Origin of the sequence: Bacillus cereus group sp. RP29 (assembly GCF_040459765.1) — a bacterium.
In the GTDB taxonomy this organism is placed as follows: domain Bacteria; phylum Bacillota; class Bacilli; order Bacillales; family Bacillaceae_G; genus Bacillus_A; species Bacillus_A paranthracis.
This window is the reverse complement of record NZ_JARVHN010000001.1, coordinates 4,607,438-4,624,328: the sequence shown is the minus strand read 5'-3', so window position 1 is coordinate 4,624,328 and position 16,891 is coordinate 4,607,438. Positions and strand designations below refer to the sequence as shown.

Genomic DNA, 16,891 nt, shown 5'->3' with positions numbered 1-16,891 from the left:
AAGATGAGGGATTTCCCCTCATCTTTTTTAATCCATCCATTTCACTAACTTCTTAGAAATTAGTAATAAAACGCAGCCTAATACAATTGCTACAGCGCCAATTACTGTAAATACTTCAGCATATCCAAGTGAAGTTGTGAAGCTTGCAAGTTGTCCACCTAAAATGTTAGCGATTCCTGAGCTTGCTAACCATACTCCCATTAATAAAGAAGCAAGTTTTACTGGGGCAAGCGCACTAACCATTGATAGTCCAACAGGTGATAAGAATAGCTCACCTAACGTATGGAAAAGATACGTAAAGACGATAAATAGTAAGTTTGCTTTTTCTGTAATGTTATGTTCATCACTACCTGTTTTTAATGTAGCAATAACGAGAATGATATAACCGATACCGAGCAAGATCATACCAAGTCCCATTTTAGTTGGGATTTTTAAATCCCCGCGCTTGCGAGTTGCAAGTTTTGCCCATAATGCCGAAATAACTGGAGCAAGTAAAATAATAAATAATGGATTGACCGATTGGAACCAAGATGTTGGAACTTCCCATCCGAACACAGAGCGGTCTACAAATTTGTTTGTATATAATGTTAATGAACTACCAGCTTGTTCAAAGCCAGCCCAGAAGAAGACAACGAAGCATGTTAAAATGACGATAACTGCAGTACGTTGTTTTTCTTTTTTTGTTAAAGGTGTATCTCCTACTGATGGTTGTCCATCTGTTGTTTGTAAATCGCGAGTTGGTTTTTTACCGATATCACCAAGGAAGCGATTGGATAGTGTTGTAAATAAAATTTGTCCAATGATCATTCCGATTGAAGCGGCTAAGAATCCGTAACGGAATCCGTAATGTACAACGCCATCAACCGTTGTTTTGAATAAATTTTCTGATAAAAATCCGCAAACGAGTGGAGCTAAAAATGATCCGACATTAATACCCATATAGAAAATGGTAAATGCACTATCACGTTTTGGATCGTTCTCTTCGTATAATTCCCCAACCAGTGTAGAGATGTTCGGTTTGAAGAATCCATTACCGATAATAATAAGCGCTAATCCGAGGTATAGGCCGACTTGGTTTTGTAAGGCAAATAGTGTAAGGTTACCGATTGCCATTGTTATACCACCAATTGTGATCGCTTTTCGTCTACCTAGAAAACGGTCTGTTAAGTATCCACCAATCATCGGTGTGAAATAACAGGCTCCAGTGTAAAATCCGTAAATAGAGAGTGCCCATCCAGGACTAAACCCAAGACCACCGCTTACTAAAGCTGTCGTTAAATATAATGTTAATAATCCTCGTAATCCATAGTAACTAAATCTTTCCCACATTTCTGTAAAGAAGAGTAAGTATAAACCTGGAGGATGTTTCTTTTTTCTTTGTTGTTCTCTTTCTAGTTGTATCGCTGATTCCATGTTATTTTCCTCCTGACACAAACAAAAACAAAGTTAATAATTTTGTACATTTAATATTTTACTTTATTAACTATTATAAGTCAATAAAGGTTGATTTTTCAGAAGAAATTGGAAAAGGGATATAGCTATAGAATGAGTGTTTCTTTTATGTTAGACTATGGACTATGTTTTCTTTGTAAAGAAGCGGTTTATTGCACTTTTTTATATGTGAAATTGATTTCATAAAAGATGAAATTAAAGAAGGAGAAAGAAATGAAATTGTTACAGAAAAAAGAAATTTTACTTATTAGTCTTATGTTATTCTCGATGTTCTTTGGAGCGGGGAATCTTATATTTCCACCTTTTCTTGGGTATGAAGCAGGAGAACATGTGTGGATTTCATTAGTAGGGTTTATTATATCAGCAACAGGTCTTCCGATATTGGGAGTTATTGCGATTGCAAAAGCAGGAAGTTTTCAAACGCTAGCGGGTAGAGTTCATTCTTCATTCGCCATTATTTTTCCGTGTATCGTGTATGTATTTATTGGACCAGGCCTTGGTATTCCGCGTGCAGGAAGTCTAGCTTTTGAAATGGGACCGGGTCAGCTATTTCCGGAAGCGGGTAGCGTAGTCTTATTATGTTACACAGTTATTTTCTTTAGTATTGTGTACTGGTTAAGTTTATCACCGTCTAAATTAATGGGGTTGTTCGGAAAAGTTTTAACACCGTTATTATTAGGTATGATTGCTCTTATCTTTATAAAAAGCATGTTTACATCAGTAGGTAGTGTGAAAGAGGCTGCTGGAAATTATGGACAAGCGCCTATGTTCCAAGGGTTTTTAGATGGATATTTAACGATGGATGCATTAGCAGCTTTAATTTTTGGGATTGTGATTGCAAATGCTCTTCGTGCAAAAGGTATTGAAGATGATAAAGGTTTAGCGAAATATATGAGTATTGCTGGAATTGGTGCAGGACTATTATTATCTATTATTTATGTCATACTTGGATATGTCGGTTCAATGAGTGGTTCATTGGGGACATTTGATAATGGCGCGCAAGTGTTAGCGCAAGTGATGACTACATTATTTGGGCAAGGCGGGGTCGTTTTATTAGGTCTTATTTTTACGATCGCGTGTTTATGTGTGTCAATCGGACTTGTTACATCTTGTAGTCAATTTTTCGCAAGTGCATTTCCGAAAGTAGCTTATAAAGTTTGGGCATTTATATTAAGTTTGGTTAGTATGATTTTAGCTAATTTAGGATTAACACAAATTTTAAAAGTATCAGTACCGATTCTTGGATTTATTTATCCAGTTGCATTAACGCTTATTATTTTAGGGCTATTCCATAAGTATATTGAGAAGTATGCATACGTATATACAGTAACTGTTGGAATTGTAGCGGTGTTTAGTGCAGTTGATATTTTCAATAAAAATGTGATGATGAATCAGTGGACATCAGTATTGAAATACATTCCGTTTTATATGGAAGGTGTTGGGTGGATTGTTCCAGCTATTATAGGTGCTTGTATTGGTGTTGTATTAAATAAGAAGAAATAAAAGAAAGGTGTTTTCCTATTTTGGAAAACACCTTTCTTTTTTGAAAAATAGTATTGAAAGTGAATAGCTCGATGTTATTACTATTAAAGCAAAATAACAGGTAAAAGTGTATGTGCGTATAACAATTTACTAGGTTGGAATGATAAAGAAAGCTTTTTCCTGTAGGGTTAATATGCTTTATTGGATGCGTTCTTTTATATTTTATGGAAAAAAACGTAAAAAAACCTTGTAATTAAATCGGAATAGTGGCACAATAGGGGGAACAATTCAATATAATCTTATCGAGAGAAGTGGAGGGAACGGCCCAATGAAGCTTCAGCAACCTGACAAAATAACAAGGTGCTAATTCCGAGTAGATAAGAGGGAGAAAACGACAACCTTCTTATATGTAAGGTTGTTTTTTTATTTAGGAGGGAAAAGAGATGAAACGTTTATTTTTAGCACTTGTAAGTATTGTATGCAGTTTGTTTGTTATTACAGGTTGCACACAAACAACAACGGGGGATCAAAAAGAAATTAGTTTAGGGTTTACACCTGGTCCGTATAGTGATCAGGTGAAAAAAGCAATACAGCCGTACTTAGAGAAGAAGGGATATAAAGTTAAAATTGTTGAGTTTAATTCGCCAAACGAAACAAATCCAGCGTTAACAAGTAAAGATATTGATGCAAACATATTTCAAAGCACTGCCTTTATGGAATCTTACGCAAAAGAAAATAATGCGAAAATTAAAGGGGTAATACAAGTCCCTTCAGCACCCCAAGGTGTATATTCTGAAAAACATAAATCATTAGATGATTTGGAAGATGGTATGAAAATAGGAGTACCCAATGATCCTGTTAACTTAGAGCGTGCATTACGAATTTTAGAAGGAATTGGTTGGGTGAAGTTAAAGGACAATGTAAATATTTTAACGGTTTCTGAAAAAGACGTGACGTATAAAAAGAAAAATTTCAAACTGGTTCCACTTGAATCGCCACAAATCCCGCGAGCTATGAAGGATCTAGATTACGGTATTATTAACGGAAATCTTGTTATTTCATCAGGACATAAATTAAAAGAGGCGCTTGAATTAGAAAAAACACCATCACAACACCGAATCATCGTTACTGTTCGTGATGAAGATAAAGAGAAAGCGTTTGTTAAAGATTTAATTGAGGCATATCATTCACCAGAATTTAAAAAAATGATTGAATCTGAAGAACAGTTTAACGGTTTTGTTTTACCTGATTATTTAAAGTAAAAGGAGGCTTCAATATGGCAATCACGTATGTAGAAACAGAAAAACAACTGCTTGTATTAGAAAAGCTAAAGGAGTTAATTCCACAGTTTGCAGGAAGAGAGCATCAACTAAGTGAGCTTGGTTCTTTTCCTTTTGAAAATATGAAAGATTTACAGGATATTGGCTATACAAAACTAACACTCCCAAAAGATGTTGGAGGAGAATCTATTTCTTTATATGATTTTGTTTTATTTCAAGAAAAGATTGCCGAAGGAGATGGTGCGACAGCTTTATCAATTGGGTGGCATCTTGGAATTATTAAGGAACTTGCTGAAAATCGGTCGTGGAAACCTGACATGTTTTCCTGGCTTTGTGAAGAAGTAAAAAAGGGTGCTCTTTTTAACCGAGCTGCAACAGAGCGAAATACAGGGAGTCCTACGCGTGGTGGAAAACCAGAAACATTAGCTGTTCAAAAGGGTGATAAGTGGCTAATAAACGGGAGAAAAACTTTTACAACGATGGCTCCTGTACTTGATTATTTCATCATATCAGCCAGCATAGAAGGGCGCGAAGAAATTGGAGAATTTGTAATCCCAAGACATGAAAAAGGCGTTTTTATTGAAGAGACATGGGATAGCGTTGCGATGCGTGGAACCGCTAGTCATGATCTTGTATTAAAAAATGTAGAGATTGCTAATAAGTATTTAACCGATATAAAAGATTCAAAGACGAAACCAAAAGGAATTGGATGGTTACTTCATATACCAGCATGCTATTTAGGAATCGCACAGGCCGCAAGAAATTATGCAATTGATTTTGCAAAATCATATCAACCGAATAGTTTAACTCACCCGATTAGTTTGCTTCCTAATGTTAGAAGGTTAGTAGGAGAGTTAGAGCTAGAACTCTTACAAGCTCGTACGTTTGTATATCAAATCGCAAAAAAATATGATGATGTAGAAGATAAACAATCATTACAGGCGGAGCTAGCAGCAGCAAAATATATTGCGACAAATACAGCGATATCAGTTGTTGATAAATCGATGCGAATTGTAGGGGCTAAAAGCTTATCTGAAACCAATCCATTACACCGCTATTATTTGAATGTTCGAGCTGGTTTGCACAACCCTCCAATGGATGATGTAACGCTTTCGTTACTAGCAGAAGATGCTTTTAAATCAAGTGAAAAGGAGTGAGTGAAATGATAACATTACGTGATGTAAATAAGACCTTTCAAACGAAAGAAGGCTTATTTCACGGGGTGAAATCAGTCTCTTTGCAAATTGAAGAATATGATATATACGGGATTGCCGGATTAAGTGGTGCCGAAAAGTCTACATTGTTACGTACAATGAATTTATTGGAAAATCCAGATTCAGGTGCAATCATTGTGAACGGAAATGATTTAACAAAGTTATCTAAGAAAGATTTGCGAACGGCAAGACAATCGATTGGTATGATATTTCAGCATTTTCATCTTCTTCATAATAAAAATGTATTAGATAATGTCGCTTTACCATTAGAGCTAAAATCAGTTTCGAAAGAAGAAAGAGAAAATCGTGTAAGAGAATGTTTAGAGATTGTTGGTTTAAGTGATAAAGTACATCATTTTCCTTCACAATTAAGTGGCGGACAAAAACAACGGGTAGCAATTACTCGTGCATTAGCAAATAACCCTAAAGTATTACTTTGTGACGAACCAACATCGGCGCTTGATCCGAAAACAACACTTTCTATTTTGCAATTCTTACAAAAAATAAATAGAGAATTAGGCGTTACAATTGTAATCGTAACGCATGAAATGAATGTCATTAAACAAATTTGTAATAAAGTCGCAATTATGGAAGATGGAGAAGTTGTTGAATCATTTGATTTGTATGATCAACAATTAAAACCAACCTCAGAAATTGCGAAACTTTTATTAGGCATAGAGCAAGAAGGGAGCATTGCACATGTTCAATAACATCATCCCATTGCTTCCAGAGATTGGGACATCACTTTTGCAAACATTGTTAATGGTTGGACTTTCTGTTGGAGCAGCAATTATTTTAGGTGTTCCTTTAGGTGTTATTTTATATTTTACAAGTAAAGGACAAATTCTGGAACAGAACATTGTTCATCGTGTTTTAAACGGGATTGTAAACATTATTCGCTCGTTCCCATTTATTATATTATTAGTGGCTCTTGTACCTCTTACACGAGCCATATTAGGAACAACAATTGGTCCAATTGCTGCAACAATTCCTTTGTCAGTAGCAGCAATTCCGTATTTTGCAAGACTTGTAGAACAGGCATTACGTGAAGTGCCAAAAGGAGTAATTGAAGCTGCGGAAGCAATGGGAGCAACGCCGCTTCAAATTGTACGGAAAGTATTACTCGTTGAAGCACGTTCGGGTCTTGTATTAAGCTTAACCGTTTTAACAGTAAGTTTTATTTCTTATTCTGCAATGGCAGGTGTTGTTGGAGGAGGCGGTATTGGTGATTTAGCAATTCGATTTGGATATTATCGTTTCCAAACCGACGTTATGGTGGTTACAGTACTTATGCTTGTTATTCTTGTCCAATCTGTCCAATTCATTGGAAATCGGATTGCAGCAAAAATTGATAAAAGATAAGCGGATAAACAGGCTTTTGTATACATGAAAAGTAATAATTTGTTTTAGCAAGCATTACTTCAGCACTTGTAGGTTTCTGCCTTAGTGTAATTGTTAGTATCATTATAAATAAAAAGAAAGGTGTTTTCCAATTTCGGAAAACACCTTTCTTTTTTGGAAAAATAGTATTGAAAATGAATAGACTAAGAGTATGATAAAGGTAATTGGTAATATATAGGTTTTGAACGGATAAGGGGGGAGCGTATGAAGGAGGATTTGAATAAGAAAATAGAAGCACTCGAAACGGCAATTGAAACGATTCAAGAAGCACTTTTTGAATTGAAAGCCAAACAAAGAGAAATAGAAGCAGAAAATGCTAAGCAACATGTTAGTAAGGAAAAGAAAGAATATATTGAAACGGTGACGGAAGAAAAACAAAAAGAAGAAGTAGTTACAATAAAAGAACCTGTGCAAGAACGTGAGGTAAAACAAGTGGATATATCTGCTTTTAAACGAGAACCATTTAATATTATTAAGTTTTGCCAAACCTGGTTACCGCGCATATTTGTCGGTATTATGTTGCTTGGAGTAATTTGGTTATTTAAAGCAGGGGTAGATGCGGGATTATTAACACCAGCAATACGAATTGTGTTTGGTATTGTCCTATCAATCGGTTTTTATTATATAGGGGATATTCAAATTAAACGCGAGCGGCAAGCGTTAGGGTTAGTATTAGCAGGAGGAAGTATTACGGGTATAGTTTTAACGACATTTGCGGCACATTATTTATATGGATTTATTCCAGCGAGTGTCGCGTTTCTATGTAATATCGCATGGGTCATTTTAGGTATTTATATAGCGAAGAGGTATCAATCGGAATATCTTACTATCTTTGTAGCGGTAGGAGCTTTCTTCGTGCCGTTCTTATTAAATAGTACAACTCCTAATCCGTATATTTTCTTTGGATATGAGACGATACTAACGCTCAGCTTATTATGGTATGCGTTGAAAAATCGTTATCAGTATTTATATATGATTTCTTATGTTGTTGCTGCTATTGTTCTTTTTGTCTTCTTTGCTGTTATGTCAATGTTAGTAGAGGATTTGCAAGTCCAGTTAACAGTAGTTTATGGTTTAATTCACTTACTATTATTTTGGCATATGTTTACGGAGAGAAGTTTTATAGTAGAGCCACGCTTGGCGATATTTAGTGCGAATGCAGTCTTCTTTATATTAGCCATTTCAAAAATACATGAATTTACAACATGGGGATTAATGATAAGTGCACTCGTGCACGCTATTATGTTCGTGTTTGAATATAGGAAGAATAGACATTCTACATTTACAAATCTTTTATTTGGTTTCGCAATGGGGGCCTTTAGTTTAGCGATTTTATATGAGTATAGTTTAGTGAATGCAGCGATTGTACTATTATTACAAGGCTTCCTCGGTATGTTTACTTCTATTAAAGGAAAACAACAGATAAAATTGTATGTTAGTGCGACGGTTTACGCAATTGGAATGATACAGACGATTTTTAGCCCGTTTGATCAATTTATTTCGGCAGGCTTTGTTGCTCATCTTATTTTAATAGGAACGTTCTATTATTGCATGAGACAAGCGAAAGAAGTATTAGCGAGCTTTGGCAAGTATATGTATTCTATAGCACTCTATTGGTTTATGGTGATTGTATTTATTACAATTACTAGAATCGGTGAAGTTTTGTCCACAGATGGAAGCATAATAAGTGTATCTGTATCGTTATTATGGATGGTGTATGCATTATTTGCAGTTTGGCTTGGCAGGAATAAAAATATGAATGAAATATTATATGCCGGCTTAGTCGTGTTAGTCGTAACGATAGGAAAGCTATTTCTTCTAGACTTACCAGAAGTTTCAATGATGATTAGGGCAGTGTTATTCTTAATCGTAGGAAGTATAGGCATCGTTATTTCAAGAATGTTTTTCTCAAAAGAAGAGAAATGAGAAGAAGGCAATCCATATCCGGATTGCCTTTTTCATTATTTCTTATTAATCGTTACAGTCTCACTATATTTCGCTGTCGTATTTTGGCGTAGACGAAGTGTTGCTTGTCCAGTCGTATTTGGATCGATTTGTACGTTCACAATTTTTTCAGTAGAACCTAAGCTGTTTGTTGTGAAAGAAAATGCACTACTATATCCGAAAGTAGATGGCCAAGTGCCGTTTGTATTTTGAACTTTTGCTACTTGTGTACCGCCAGTAGTGAATATACCTAAAGAATAATTATTGTATGTTGTGTTTGGTAATAAGTTATTTACTTGAATTTTGATTTGGAACACTTCATTGTTTGGTAGAGTGCTAGGGTGTGTAACTACGTAGTCATTTGCTGTTACTGCACCGTTATAGCCATATGAACCAGGTTTAAAAGTATTTGTATTAAACCATTGATAACCTGCATTTGGCGCACTCCAAGGTTCAGGTTGTGGCTCAGTTGATAAGCTTGGTTGTTCAAATGTTTGTAAAGTGGTAGGTAAATCAAGTTGTAAACCATTTACTTGGTCTAAACTTGTAAATGTTTCTTTATTCGATAGCCAATTTACGATATTTTCTAGTAAAATCGCATCGTTTTCTTCTTTATATCCATCGTAAGTTTTCTTTGTTTGGCCAGAGTCTTCACGAACGTATTTTGGCGTAGCATCTTCAACAGGAGAAGAGTCTCCAATAAAGGCAGCTTTTCCAAGCCCTACTTTTGCGATAGCAGCATAAGGACCTTCTGCAACACCACCGCCGTTATACACACCGCTATCAACAGCGTTATTCCATTTTGCTGGGTTTTCTGGAAGATAAACAAGTCCTTTTGCTAGTTTTGGATTTGTAATTGCTAAAGTAGAACCAGCATGCATTGCTACAGATGAAACCCCTTCTGTAATTCCGAATGATTGTTCAGGTGATACAATATTTTTAGCGGAAACATCACCGATTGCATTATAGCGGAAGCGAATACCGAAGTTGTCAGATAGCCAATCAGAGCTTTCTACTCCTTGCATAGCTTGTGAATTGGCTTCTTCGTTAGACATTCCTTTTGCTGGATTATCCCAAGCACCGCGTCTATATCCGTTAAATACTTCAGAAGAGTCCCAACGATTTTTATTACGATCTGCATTATAATGATCGGCAATGAAGAAGATACTACCGCCATTTTTCACGTATTGTAACATAGCATCTTGTTCAGATTTTTTGTAAGGAATATTTGCTTCTGGAACGATAAACACATTGTAGTCTTTTAAATCTTCGTATGTAATCGGTGTTGATTTACGTAGTTCTTTTACATGATAGCCGTTTTGGGCAATGCCGTTTCCGAAATCAGAAAAGCCACCATCGATAACCCAGTCAGCAGTCCCGGCAGTTTGACCGTGTGTATTATCGAATAATACTTTTTTCCCATTGTTTTGATTTACAACTTTTGCAGCAATTTCAGGAGCTGGGTCTACAGAGCTTTCGGCATAAGTAGATGGTATGAACGAAGCCCCTATGCTTAGTGTAATTGCTGTTGCTAAAGAAAATGTAATCCATTTTTTATTCTTCATAGAAGAATCCCCCTAATAATAAATATATGTGCTTTAATAATGTAATTTATTTTTCTGTAAAAATAAAGACGGAAAACATAAAAAATATTAAAAATTTGTAAAAATACCGTGAAATTTGTTGAGAAATATTTATATAGGCATAAAAATATCCCTTCCAAGTAATAAGGAAGGGATGTTTTGCTTAACTAATTTTTGAATTAGGTGTTTCATCAATTTTATGAAAACCTTTCATGTAATACACGACAGCTAAACCGATAAGCCAAATTGGTCCAACAATTAATGCAATCCTTGTATCTTCTGAATACGCCATTATACATAATACGAGTGCAAGGAAAGCAAGTGAGAAATATGAACTTAATGGGTATAAAGGCATTTTATACGATAACTTTTGTTTGTTTTGCGTCGGCAAACTTTTACGGAACTTAATTTGAGCGACTAATATAATACCCCAAGTCCAAATTGCCCCGAAAGTTGAAATACTAGTGAGCCATGTAAATACTTTTGCGGGCACAAGATAGTTTAATATAACACCAACGAGTAAAACGATTGCTGTTGCTACAATTCCTTGACTTGGAATGCCATTTTTATTTAAACGACCGAATCTTTCCGGAGCTTTTTTCTGTTGAGCTAATGTATACAGCATGCGGCCTGTACTAAATAAACCACCATTACAAGAAGAAAGAGCTGCTGTTAATACGACAAAGTTAATAATCCCTGCTGCTTTTGCGATACCGATTTGCTGGAATGTTAATACAAATGGACTTCCTTTCTCACCAAGTTCGTTCCATGGATAAATTGCCATCATAACGAATAGAGCCCCAACGTAGAACAGTAAGATTCTCCAAAATACGTTATCGATTGCTTTTGCGAGTGTTTTTTTCGGGTTTTGCGCTTCACCCGCTGTAACGCCGATTAATTCAACGCCTAAATAAGCGAATAGCACCATTTGCATGGAGAGGAGTAACCCAGAAAAACCATTTGGGAACCAGCCACCATGTGACCAAAGGTTTGAAATGCCAGTAGCGATACCACCGTTTCCGAAGCCAAATAAAATAATACCAGCCCCAACTACTATCATACAGATAATTGTGACAATTTTAATGAGAGCAAACCAAAATTCAAGTTCTCCAAATACTTTTACAGATAAAAAGTTGAAAGCACTCATTAATAATAGAGCGAGTAAAGCCCAAGTCCAGCGCGGAATATCTGGGAACCAGTACTGCATGTAAATGCCAGCAGCCGTAATTTCAGCCATGCAAGTAACAACCCATAAGAACCAGTAGTTCCAACCGGTAATATAGCCAGCTAGTGGTCCAAGATAATCATATGCATATTTACTAAAAGAGCCAGCAACAGGTTGTTCAATTGCCATTTCTCCGAGTGCTCGCATAATGAAAAAAATAACGAGTCCAGCAATCATATAGCCTAGTAAAATAGAAGGACCAGCTAGTTTAATAGCAGAAGCAGATCCTAAAAATAGTCCAACGCCAATAGCTGAACCGAGTGACATTAAAGTAATATGTCGTTCTTTTAAACCTCGGTTTAAAGTTCCAGATTTGTTTGTGTGCTGCATAAGAAGAATCCCCCTTGTAGAGTGAACGATATTTGAATGCGTTTACTAAATATTTAACTATTTCAAATTATAAAACATTTCCATCTGTTATGCTACAAAAATAATCATTATTAACTGTACTACATCTGTACTTGTCAGACTTAAACTTAAAATTCGAACTATTAGCGAATATATTGACTCTTCTTTTTATTGATTGTTAAGATTAAGTATTATATTTTCTCACATACTAGTAAGAAAAGAATGTGTGATAATAATTCAGATGTAGGAAGGGTACATAACCATGTTTCAATTACAAAAATATAACACTTCTGTGAAGCAAGAGCTTTTAGCTGGCATCACAACTTTTTTTACATTTGCGTATATTCTTGTCATCAATCCGAAAATATTATCTGATGCAGGTGTACCATTTGATCAAGCTTTTACGGCAACTATTATTGCGACTGTTGTAGGGACGCTATGTATGGCGTTTTTAGCTAACTATCCAATTGTTATTGCTCCAGCTATGGGAATGAATGCGTATTTTGCTTATTCTGTCGTTCAACAGGCAGAGGGGATTACATATGTCATTGCGTTTTCAGCAGTATTTGTAACAGGTATCATTTTTCTTTTATTATCTTTCACTTCATTTAGGCAAAAGCTTATTGTCGCAATTCCTGATAGTTTAAAACATGCAATTGCAGGTGGAATTGGGTTATTTATTACTTTTATTGGATTACGTCTATCTGGAATTATCGTTGATCATCCATCTAACTTAGTTACGATTGGTGATTTCCATTCTCCAGCCGTTATTTTAACTTTAATTGGTTTGATTTTAGCGGCGGTATTAATGACATTGCGTGTGAGCGGTGCATTATTTATTAGTATGATTGTGACAGGAATTATCGCCTTCTTTACAGGGCAGCTGAAGTTTACGGATAAAATTGTTGCGATGCCTCATTTACCAGAGGGGATTATCGTTTCAAATCCAATTAACGCCTTTTCAGATGTAATTGAATACGGATTATATGGCGTTGTATTTTCATTTTTACTTGTACTGTTATTTGATACAACAGGAGCATTACTCGGTTTAATTAAACAAGCAGGTTTAATTACAGATAATACAGAGAAACGTTTTGGTAAAGCATTTATTGCGGATGCAATTGGCGGTACTACAGGCTCTATCTTTGGGACAAGCCCAACAGCAGCGACGATTGAATCTTCAGCTGGTATTGCTGCAGGTGGTAAAACGGGATTAACAGGTATTGTAGTAGTCGGCCTAACGATTATAACGGCATTCTTTAGCCCTGTTATTGCTTCTTTATCAAGTGTAGCCGCTATTACAGCTCCTTCATTAATTATTGTCGGTAGTTTAATGGCACAAAGTATTCGTGATATTAATTGGAATGAATTTGAAGATGCATTACCAGCATTTTTAATTTTCGTTGGTATTCCGTTAACGTCTAGTATTGCGAATGGAATTGCAATTGGATTTTTAGTGTATCCAGTCTTAAAAATTGTGAAAGGGAAAGGGATGGAGGTACATCCGTTACTCTACTTATTTACAATTTTATTTGGATGTCATTTATTCTTATAATATAGGAGAGGGGGCTTCTTATGAGGGGCTCCTTTTTTGTGTATAATAAAGTGAAACTATAATCAGTCACGCAAAATATAAATTACTTAATGGAATATATATGTTACGATATGGATGGAGGGGGAACATGAATGGCTGTAAGTAAAATAAAAGTCGCGCGTGTTCAGTTAGATTTAACACAGCAACAATTAGCAGAAAAAGTAGGCGTTACAAGGCAAACGATTAGTTTAATTGAGAAGGGCAAATACAATCCGTCTTTAGATTTATGTTTGAAAATTTGTTATGCAGTGGATAAAACTTTGAATGATTTGTTTTGGGAGGAAAAGGAGTGATTCGATGAAAATTGTGAAAGATGAACGTTTAATGATTGAGGGGTTAAAACATATTAGATTAGTTTTCATCTTACAAAATATTTTCATACTAGGTATTGTTTTTTATCGCTACGTTTTGCAAGATGCAGGATATGAAAGTGTTTCGGATTTATTAATGGTATTTATGGGTGGGATTGTAGTTATTAACTTTTTAAATCTGAAAAATTCAGTGGAAGTGTATGAGCATACAGGGGGAGTATCACGTAGCTATTTCATGAAACTATTATTAATTCCTGTAAGTATTATTATTGGGATTTTAGCTATTTGTATCGTTGTAACACCAGATATTTCGATAAAGGAAATTAGTATGACAGGACTTATTATGTTTGCTTGTTTTTTAGTTCCTAGTCTGTTTATATACATATATATGAAAAAGATAAAAAGTGAAGATTGAAATATAAGAAAAGCTTTCCCGTATTGCGGAAAGCTTTTCTTATATTCTTTTATACAGTACTTTATGAAGGCCAATTGGTTCAATTTCAAAGATTTCACCATGTTCTTGGAAGCCTAAGCGCTTGTAATAGTCAGACACAGTAATTCGGCCATTACACCATAATATATTTGATTGACGCTCTTGTAAGATTTGTTCTGCTTTCTGAATTAAGGAGCTTCCAGCGTGGTTGTTTCGAAACTCAGGCAATGTGGCCATTCCTCGTAGACGATAATGCATACCTGCTTGTAAGTCGGGATGCATTTCCTTTGAGAAAGAAGCGATACTAATAAGTTGATCGTTTATAAATGCGCCTAAGTGAAAGGTATCTGTTTCATAGTCAGAAGGGTATTTACAATCTGCTAATGTTTGATTCGGGCGCAAAATTTTTTGACGTAATACGTAAGTTTCAGATCCATCAATATTTTTCACGGTAATCATATTAACATCCTTTCTTATAAGGCTTTTTCTGTTAATTGTATAAAGAAATAGGCAGGTGCGGCGAAAAGTCCGAGTATACTAGCGGTTCCGAGAAGGAGTGAAAGTAAGAGGCAAGAGTATTTTATTCCATTTGATCTTTTCCATCCGTAACTACAAATTTCAATACTAACACCGATGAGAATAATGGCAACGAGTATTTCTGCTAATAATAAGAGAGCTAAAGTTATAATAGACATAATGTAATCCATCCTCATAATATGTGATAGTAACATTTTACCATATGCAATGGAAAAAATGCCCCTTAATTATGTAAGGGGCATTTTTCTATTCTAATATGCTTTTTAGTGTATCGATATGTTCCTTTGAGCCTGTTACAAGTAATGTGTCACCGTGTTGTAGTCTTGTATCACCATGCGGGATTAATGCTTTATTCCCACGATAAATTTGAATGACTAGTACATCACCTAGAAACGGAAGGCGACGAAGTGCAACGCCGTTATATTTATTGCTTCGTAGTTCAACTTCACGGACTGTTTCGTTTGCTGTTGTAATTAAGCGAACGAGACTCGGTTTATCAATTAATGCACGTAATAGAATACGTGTAGAGTTAATGGTTGAGAATACGGCGATATGTTCTTGTGTTGCTTTTTCCTGTAGAAGCGGATCTTCTACACTTGCAATAACATGTTCAACACCTAGTTCTTTTGCATGTTCTGCTAATAGTAAGTTTTGTTCATCATCACTTGTTGCAACAACAACGCGGTCTGCATGAAATGCTGTTTGTTCGGTTAATGATGCAATTGTGATGTCATCTAATTTCACAATAGGGAAGTCGTGCGATTTCGCTTCCTCATCATTTATTTTATTTTGACGCATCATATATAGTGTTACGTCATAATCTTCTCGTTTTAAATCAAGTGATAACGGAAGGGTAATTCTGCTCGCACCAATAATTGAAACTTTTGGTTTTGGTGTTTCCACTTTTGGGAACATCTTTTTAAATAATATAGGTGCGAAAATACAAGTAATAACTGCGCTTAAAATAAGGGAGGCAGATAAACTTGGACTAATGATTCCTAGTTTTTCACCAATTTGTGCAGCTGCAATAACTAAAGAAAGTGTCGATGTTAATAAGATGGCACTTCCTAGTACGATATTACGTGGATACCATTTTCGTAAAACGAGTGATGGTATCAGTTTTGAAATAAAGAGTCCTACAATTAAAATTGGGATCATGAGCATGCTAGAAGGTTCTTTGAAAATAGACCAGACCTCTAAATTTACACCAACCATTACGAAGAAAATAGGAATGAAGAAACCGTATCCGATAGAATCCAGTTTTTCAACCATATCTTCATTTGGTGATAATAATGATACGAGTACACCTGCTAAGAAGGCACCTAAAATATTTTCGGCTCCAACGGATTCAGATAACCCAACTAATATTAAGATGAGTGCAAAAACAGCTCTTGTATCAATTTGTACACTACCAGCTTTTAAGCTATCTAAGTATGGAATGTTTTTAAAACGTTTTGCAACGAAGTAAATAATAATACCAGCGCCGAATAGAAGAAGAAGGAGCCACATGCTTTGGCCGCTTTCGGAATTTAATCCGACGAATACAGCAAGTAAAATCATTGTAACTAAATCCGCAATAACAGCGACCAATAAAATGATTTGTCCAATTGCTGTTTTTCCTAGGTTATTCTCTTTTAATGTTGGTACGACAACACCTAAAGAGATTGTTGAAATAATTAAAGTCATAAACATTGCATTATCTACAAATCCTAACCATACGAATAGTAATGATAGGGCATAAGATAAGATGAAAATAAATAAGAAGATAACACTTGCTGCTTGGAATGTGTTTGGTTCGTTTGTCGTATTCTTTTTCCCTTTTTGTTTAAAGATAGAAAAATCAATTTCTAAACCGCTTAAAAACATAAGAAAGATAAATCCTAGTGTCGATAAGACTTGAAGCCACATATCTGGCTCAATAATATTAAACCCACTTTTACCTACAAAGATTCCTGCGATGATTTCTGCAACGACGACAGGAAGTGCTTTTAATTTAAAGCGTTGTAACAAAAGGGGAACGAAAAACGCGATTGCAACGACAACCATAAGTGATAGAACAGAAGTGTGATGTTCCATTGCGTTCTCTC

15 protein-coding genes and 1 riboswitch are annotated in these 16,891 nt (G+C 35.5%); of the genes, 9 read left to right on the top strand and 6 right to left on the bottom strand.

All coding sequences use genetic code 11. The features are described from left to right. Positions 1-27: 27 nt before the first annotated feature. Entirely contained in the window at positions 28-1,413 is a 1,386-nt protein-coding gene (locus QCI47_RS24625; RefSeq protein ID WP_000443153.1) for a peptide MFS transporter, read from the bottom strand. Positions 1,414-1,665: 252 nt separating this feature from the next. Between QCI47_RS24625 and brnQ1 the strand changes: the two genes are divergently transcribed. From brnQ1 to QCI47_RS24595, 6 genes are all read left to right on the top strand, one after another. Then, entirely contained in the window at positions 1,666-2,955 is a 1,290-nt protein-coding gene (brnQ1, locus tag QCI47_RS24620; RefSeq protein ID WP_000771680.1) for a branched-chain amino acid transport system II carrier protein BrnQ1, read from the top strand. A gap of 275 nt (positions 2,956-3,230) precedes the next feature. Further along, positions 3,231-3,318, top strand: a riboswitch (SAM riboswitch). Positions 3,319-3,377: 59 nt separating this feature from the next. Further along, positions 3,378-4,196: a MetQ/NlpA family ABC transporter substrate-binding protein gene (locus QCI47_RS24615; protein WP_000825291.1), complete on the top strand. Its 819-nt coding sequence runs from the start codon at positions 3,378-3,380 to the stop codon at positions 4,194-4,196. A gap of 14 nt (positions 4,197-4,210) precedes the next feature. Continuing rightward, on the top strand, positions 4,211-5,371 hold the full coding sequence (locus tag QCI47_RS24610) for an acyl-CoA dehydrogenase family protein (protein WP_001018851.1): 1,161 nt from the start codon (positions 4,211-4,213) through the stop codon (positions 5,369-5,371). Positions 5,372-5,376: 5 nt separating this feature from the next. Further along, entirely contained in the window at positions 5,377-6,138 is a 762-nt protein-coding gene (locus tag QCI47_RS24605; protein WP_353811974.1) for a methionine ABC transporter ATP-binding protein, read from the top strand. Further along, positions 6,128-6,790 carry a methionine ABC transporter permease gene (locus tag QCI47_RS24600; RefSeq protein WP_000482880.1) on the top strand — a complete coding sequence of 221 codons (663 nt, stop codon included), beginning with the start codon at positions 6,128-6,130 and terminating at the stop codon, positions 6,788-6,790. The genes QCI47_RS24605 and QCI47_RS24600 overlap by 11 nt, the downstream gene beginning before the upstream one ends. A gap of 243 nt (positions 6,791-7,033) precedes the next feature. After that, positions 7,034-8,755: a DUF2339 domain-containing protein gene (locus tag QCI47_RS24595; RefSeq protein ID WP_076875257.1), complete on the top strand. Its 1,722-nt coding sequence runs from the start codon at positions 7,034-7,036 to the stop codon at positions 8,753-8,755. A 35-nt stretch (positions 8,756-8,790) separates the two neighbouring features. On the opposite strand, the gene QCI47_RS24590 is transcribed toward QCI47_RS24595, so the two are convergent. Next, entirely contained in the window at positions 8,791-10,338 is a 1,548-nt protein-coding gene (locus QCI47_RS24590) for a DNA-binding protein (protein WP_071742041.1), read from the bottom strand. 181 nt (positions 10,339-10,519) lie between these two features. After that, the gene (locus QCI47_RS24585; RefSeq protein ID WP_001164906.1) at positions 10,520-11,911 is read right to left on the bottom strand and encodes an amino acid permease; all 1,392 of its coding nucleotides are present in this window, start codon (positions 11,909-11,911) and stop codon (positions 10,520-10,522) included. A gap of 280 nt (positions 11,912-12,191) precedes the next feature. On the opposite strand from QCI47_RS24585, the gene QCI47_RS24580 reads away from it, so the two are divergent. The 3 genes from QCI47_RS24580 (at position 12,192) to QCI47_RS24570 (ending at position 14,249) form a co-directional block, all read left to right on the top strand. Further along, a complete protein-coding gene (locus tag QCI47_RS24580; protein ID WP_242277407.1) occupies positions 12,192-13,484 on the top strand; it encodes an NCS2 family permease in 1,293 nt (430 codons plus the stop codon). A 131-nt stretch (positions 13,485-13,615) separates the two neighbouring features. Next, positions 13,616-13,816, top strand: coding sequence for a helix-turn-helix transcriptional regulator (locus tag QCI47_RS24575; protein WP_000301182.1), 201 nt, complete (start codon positions 13,616-13,618; stop codon positions 13,814-13,816). Between the two features lie 4 nt (positions 13,817-13,820). After that, positions 13,821-14,249, top strand: a complete 429-nt coding sequence (locus tag QCI47_RS24570) for a hypothetical protein (RefSeq protein WP_061131328.1) — start codon at positions 13,821-13,823, stop codon at positions 14,247-14,249. A 39-nt stretch (positions 14,250-14,288) separates the two neighbouring features. Here the strand turns inward: QCI47_RS24570 and QCI47_RS24565 are convergent, their stop codons facing one another. The 3 genes from QCI47_RS24565 to QCI47_RS24555 are packed head-to-tail and all read right to left on the bottom strand — an operon-like array spanning position 14,289 to position 16,880. Further along, entirely contained in the window at positions 14,289-14,726 is a 438-nt protein-coding gene (locus QCI47_RS24565; RefSeq protein ID WP_000633750.1) for a GNAT family N-acetyltransferase, read from the bottom strand. Between the two features lie 14 nt (positions 14,727-14,740). Further along, the gene (locus tag QCI47_RS24560) at positions 14,741-14,998 is read right to left on the bottom strand and encodes a DUF4022 family protein (protein ID WP_001996702.1); all 258 of its coding nucleotides are present in this window, start codon (positions 14,996-14,998) and stop codon (positions 14,741-14,743) included. 52 nt (positions 14,999-15,050) lie between these two features. Continuing rightward, a complete protein-coding gene (locus QCI47_RS24555) occupies positions 15,051-16,880 on the bottom strand; it encodes a monovalent cation:proton antiporter family protein (protein ID WP_000399992.1) in 1,830 nt (609 codons plus the stop codon). Positions 16,881-16,891: the final 11 nt, after the last annotated feature.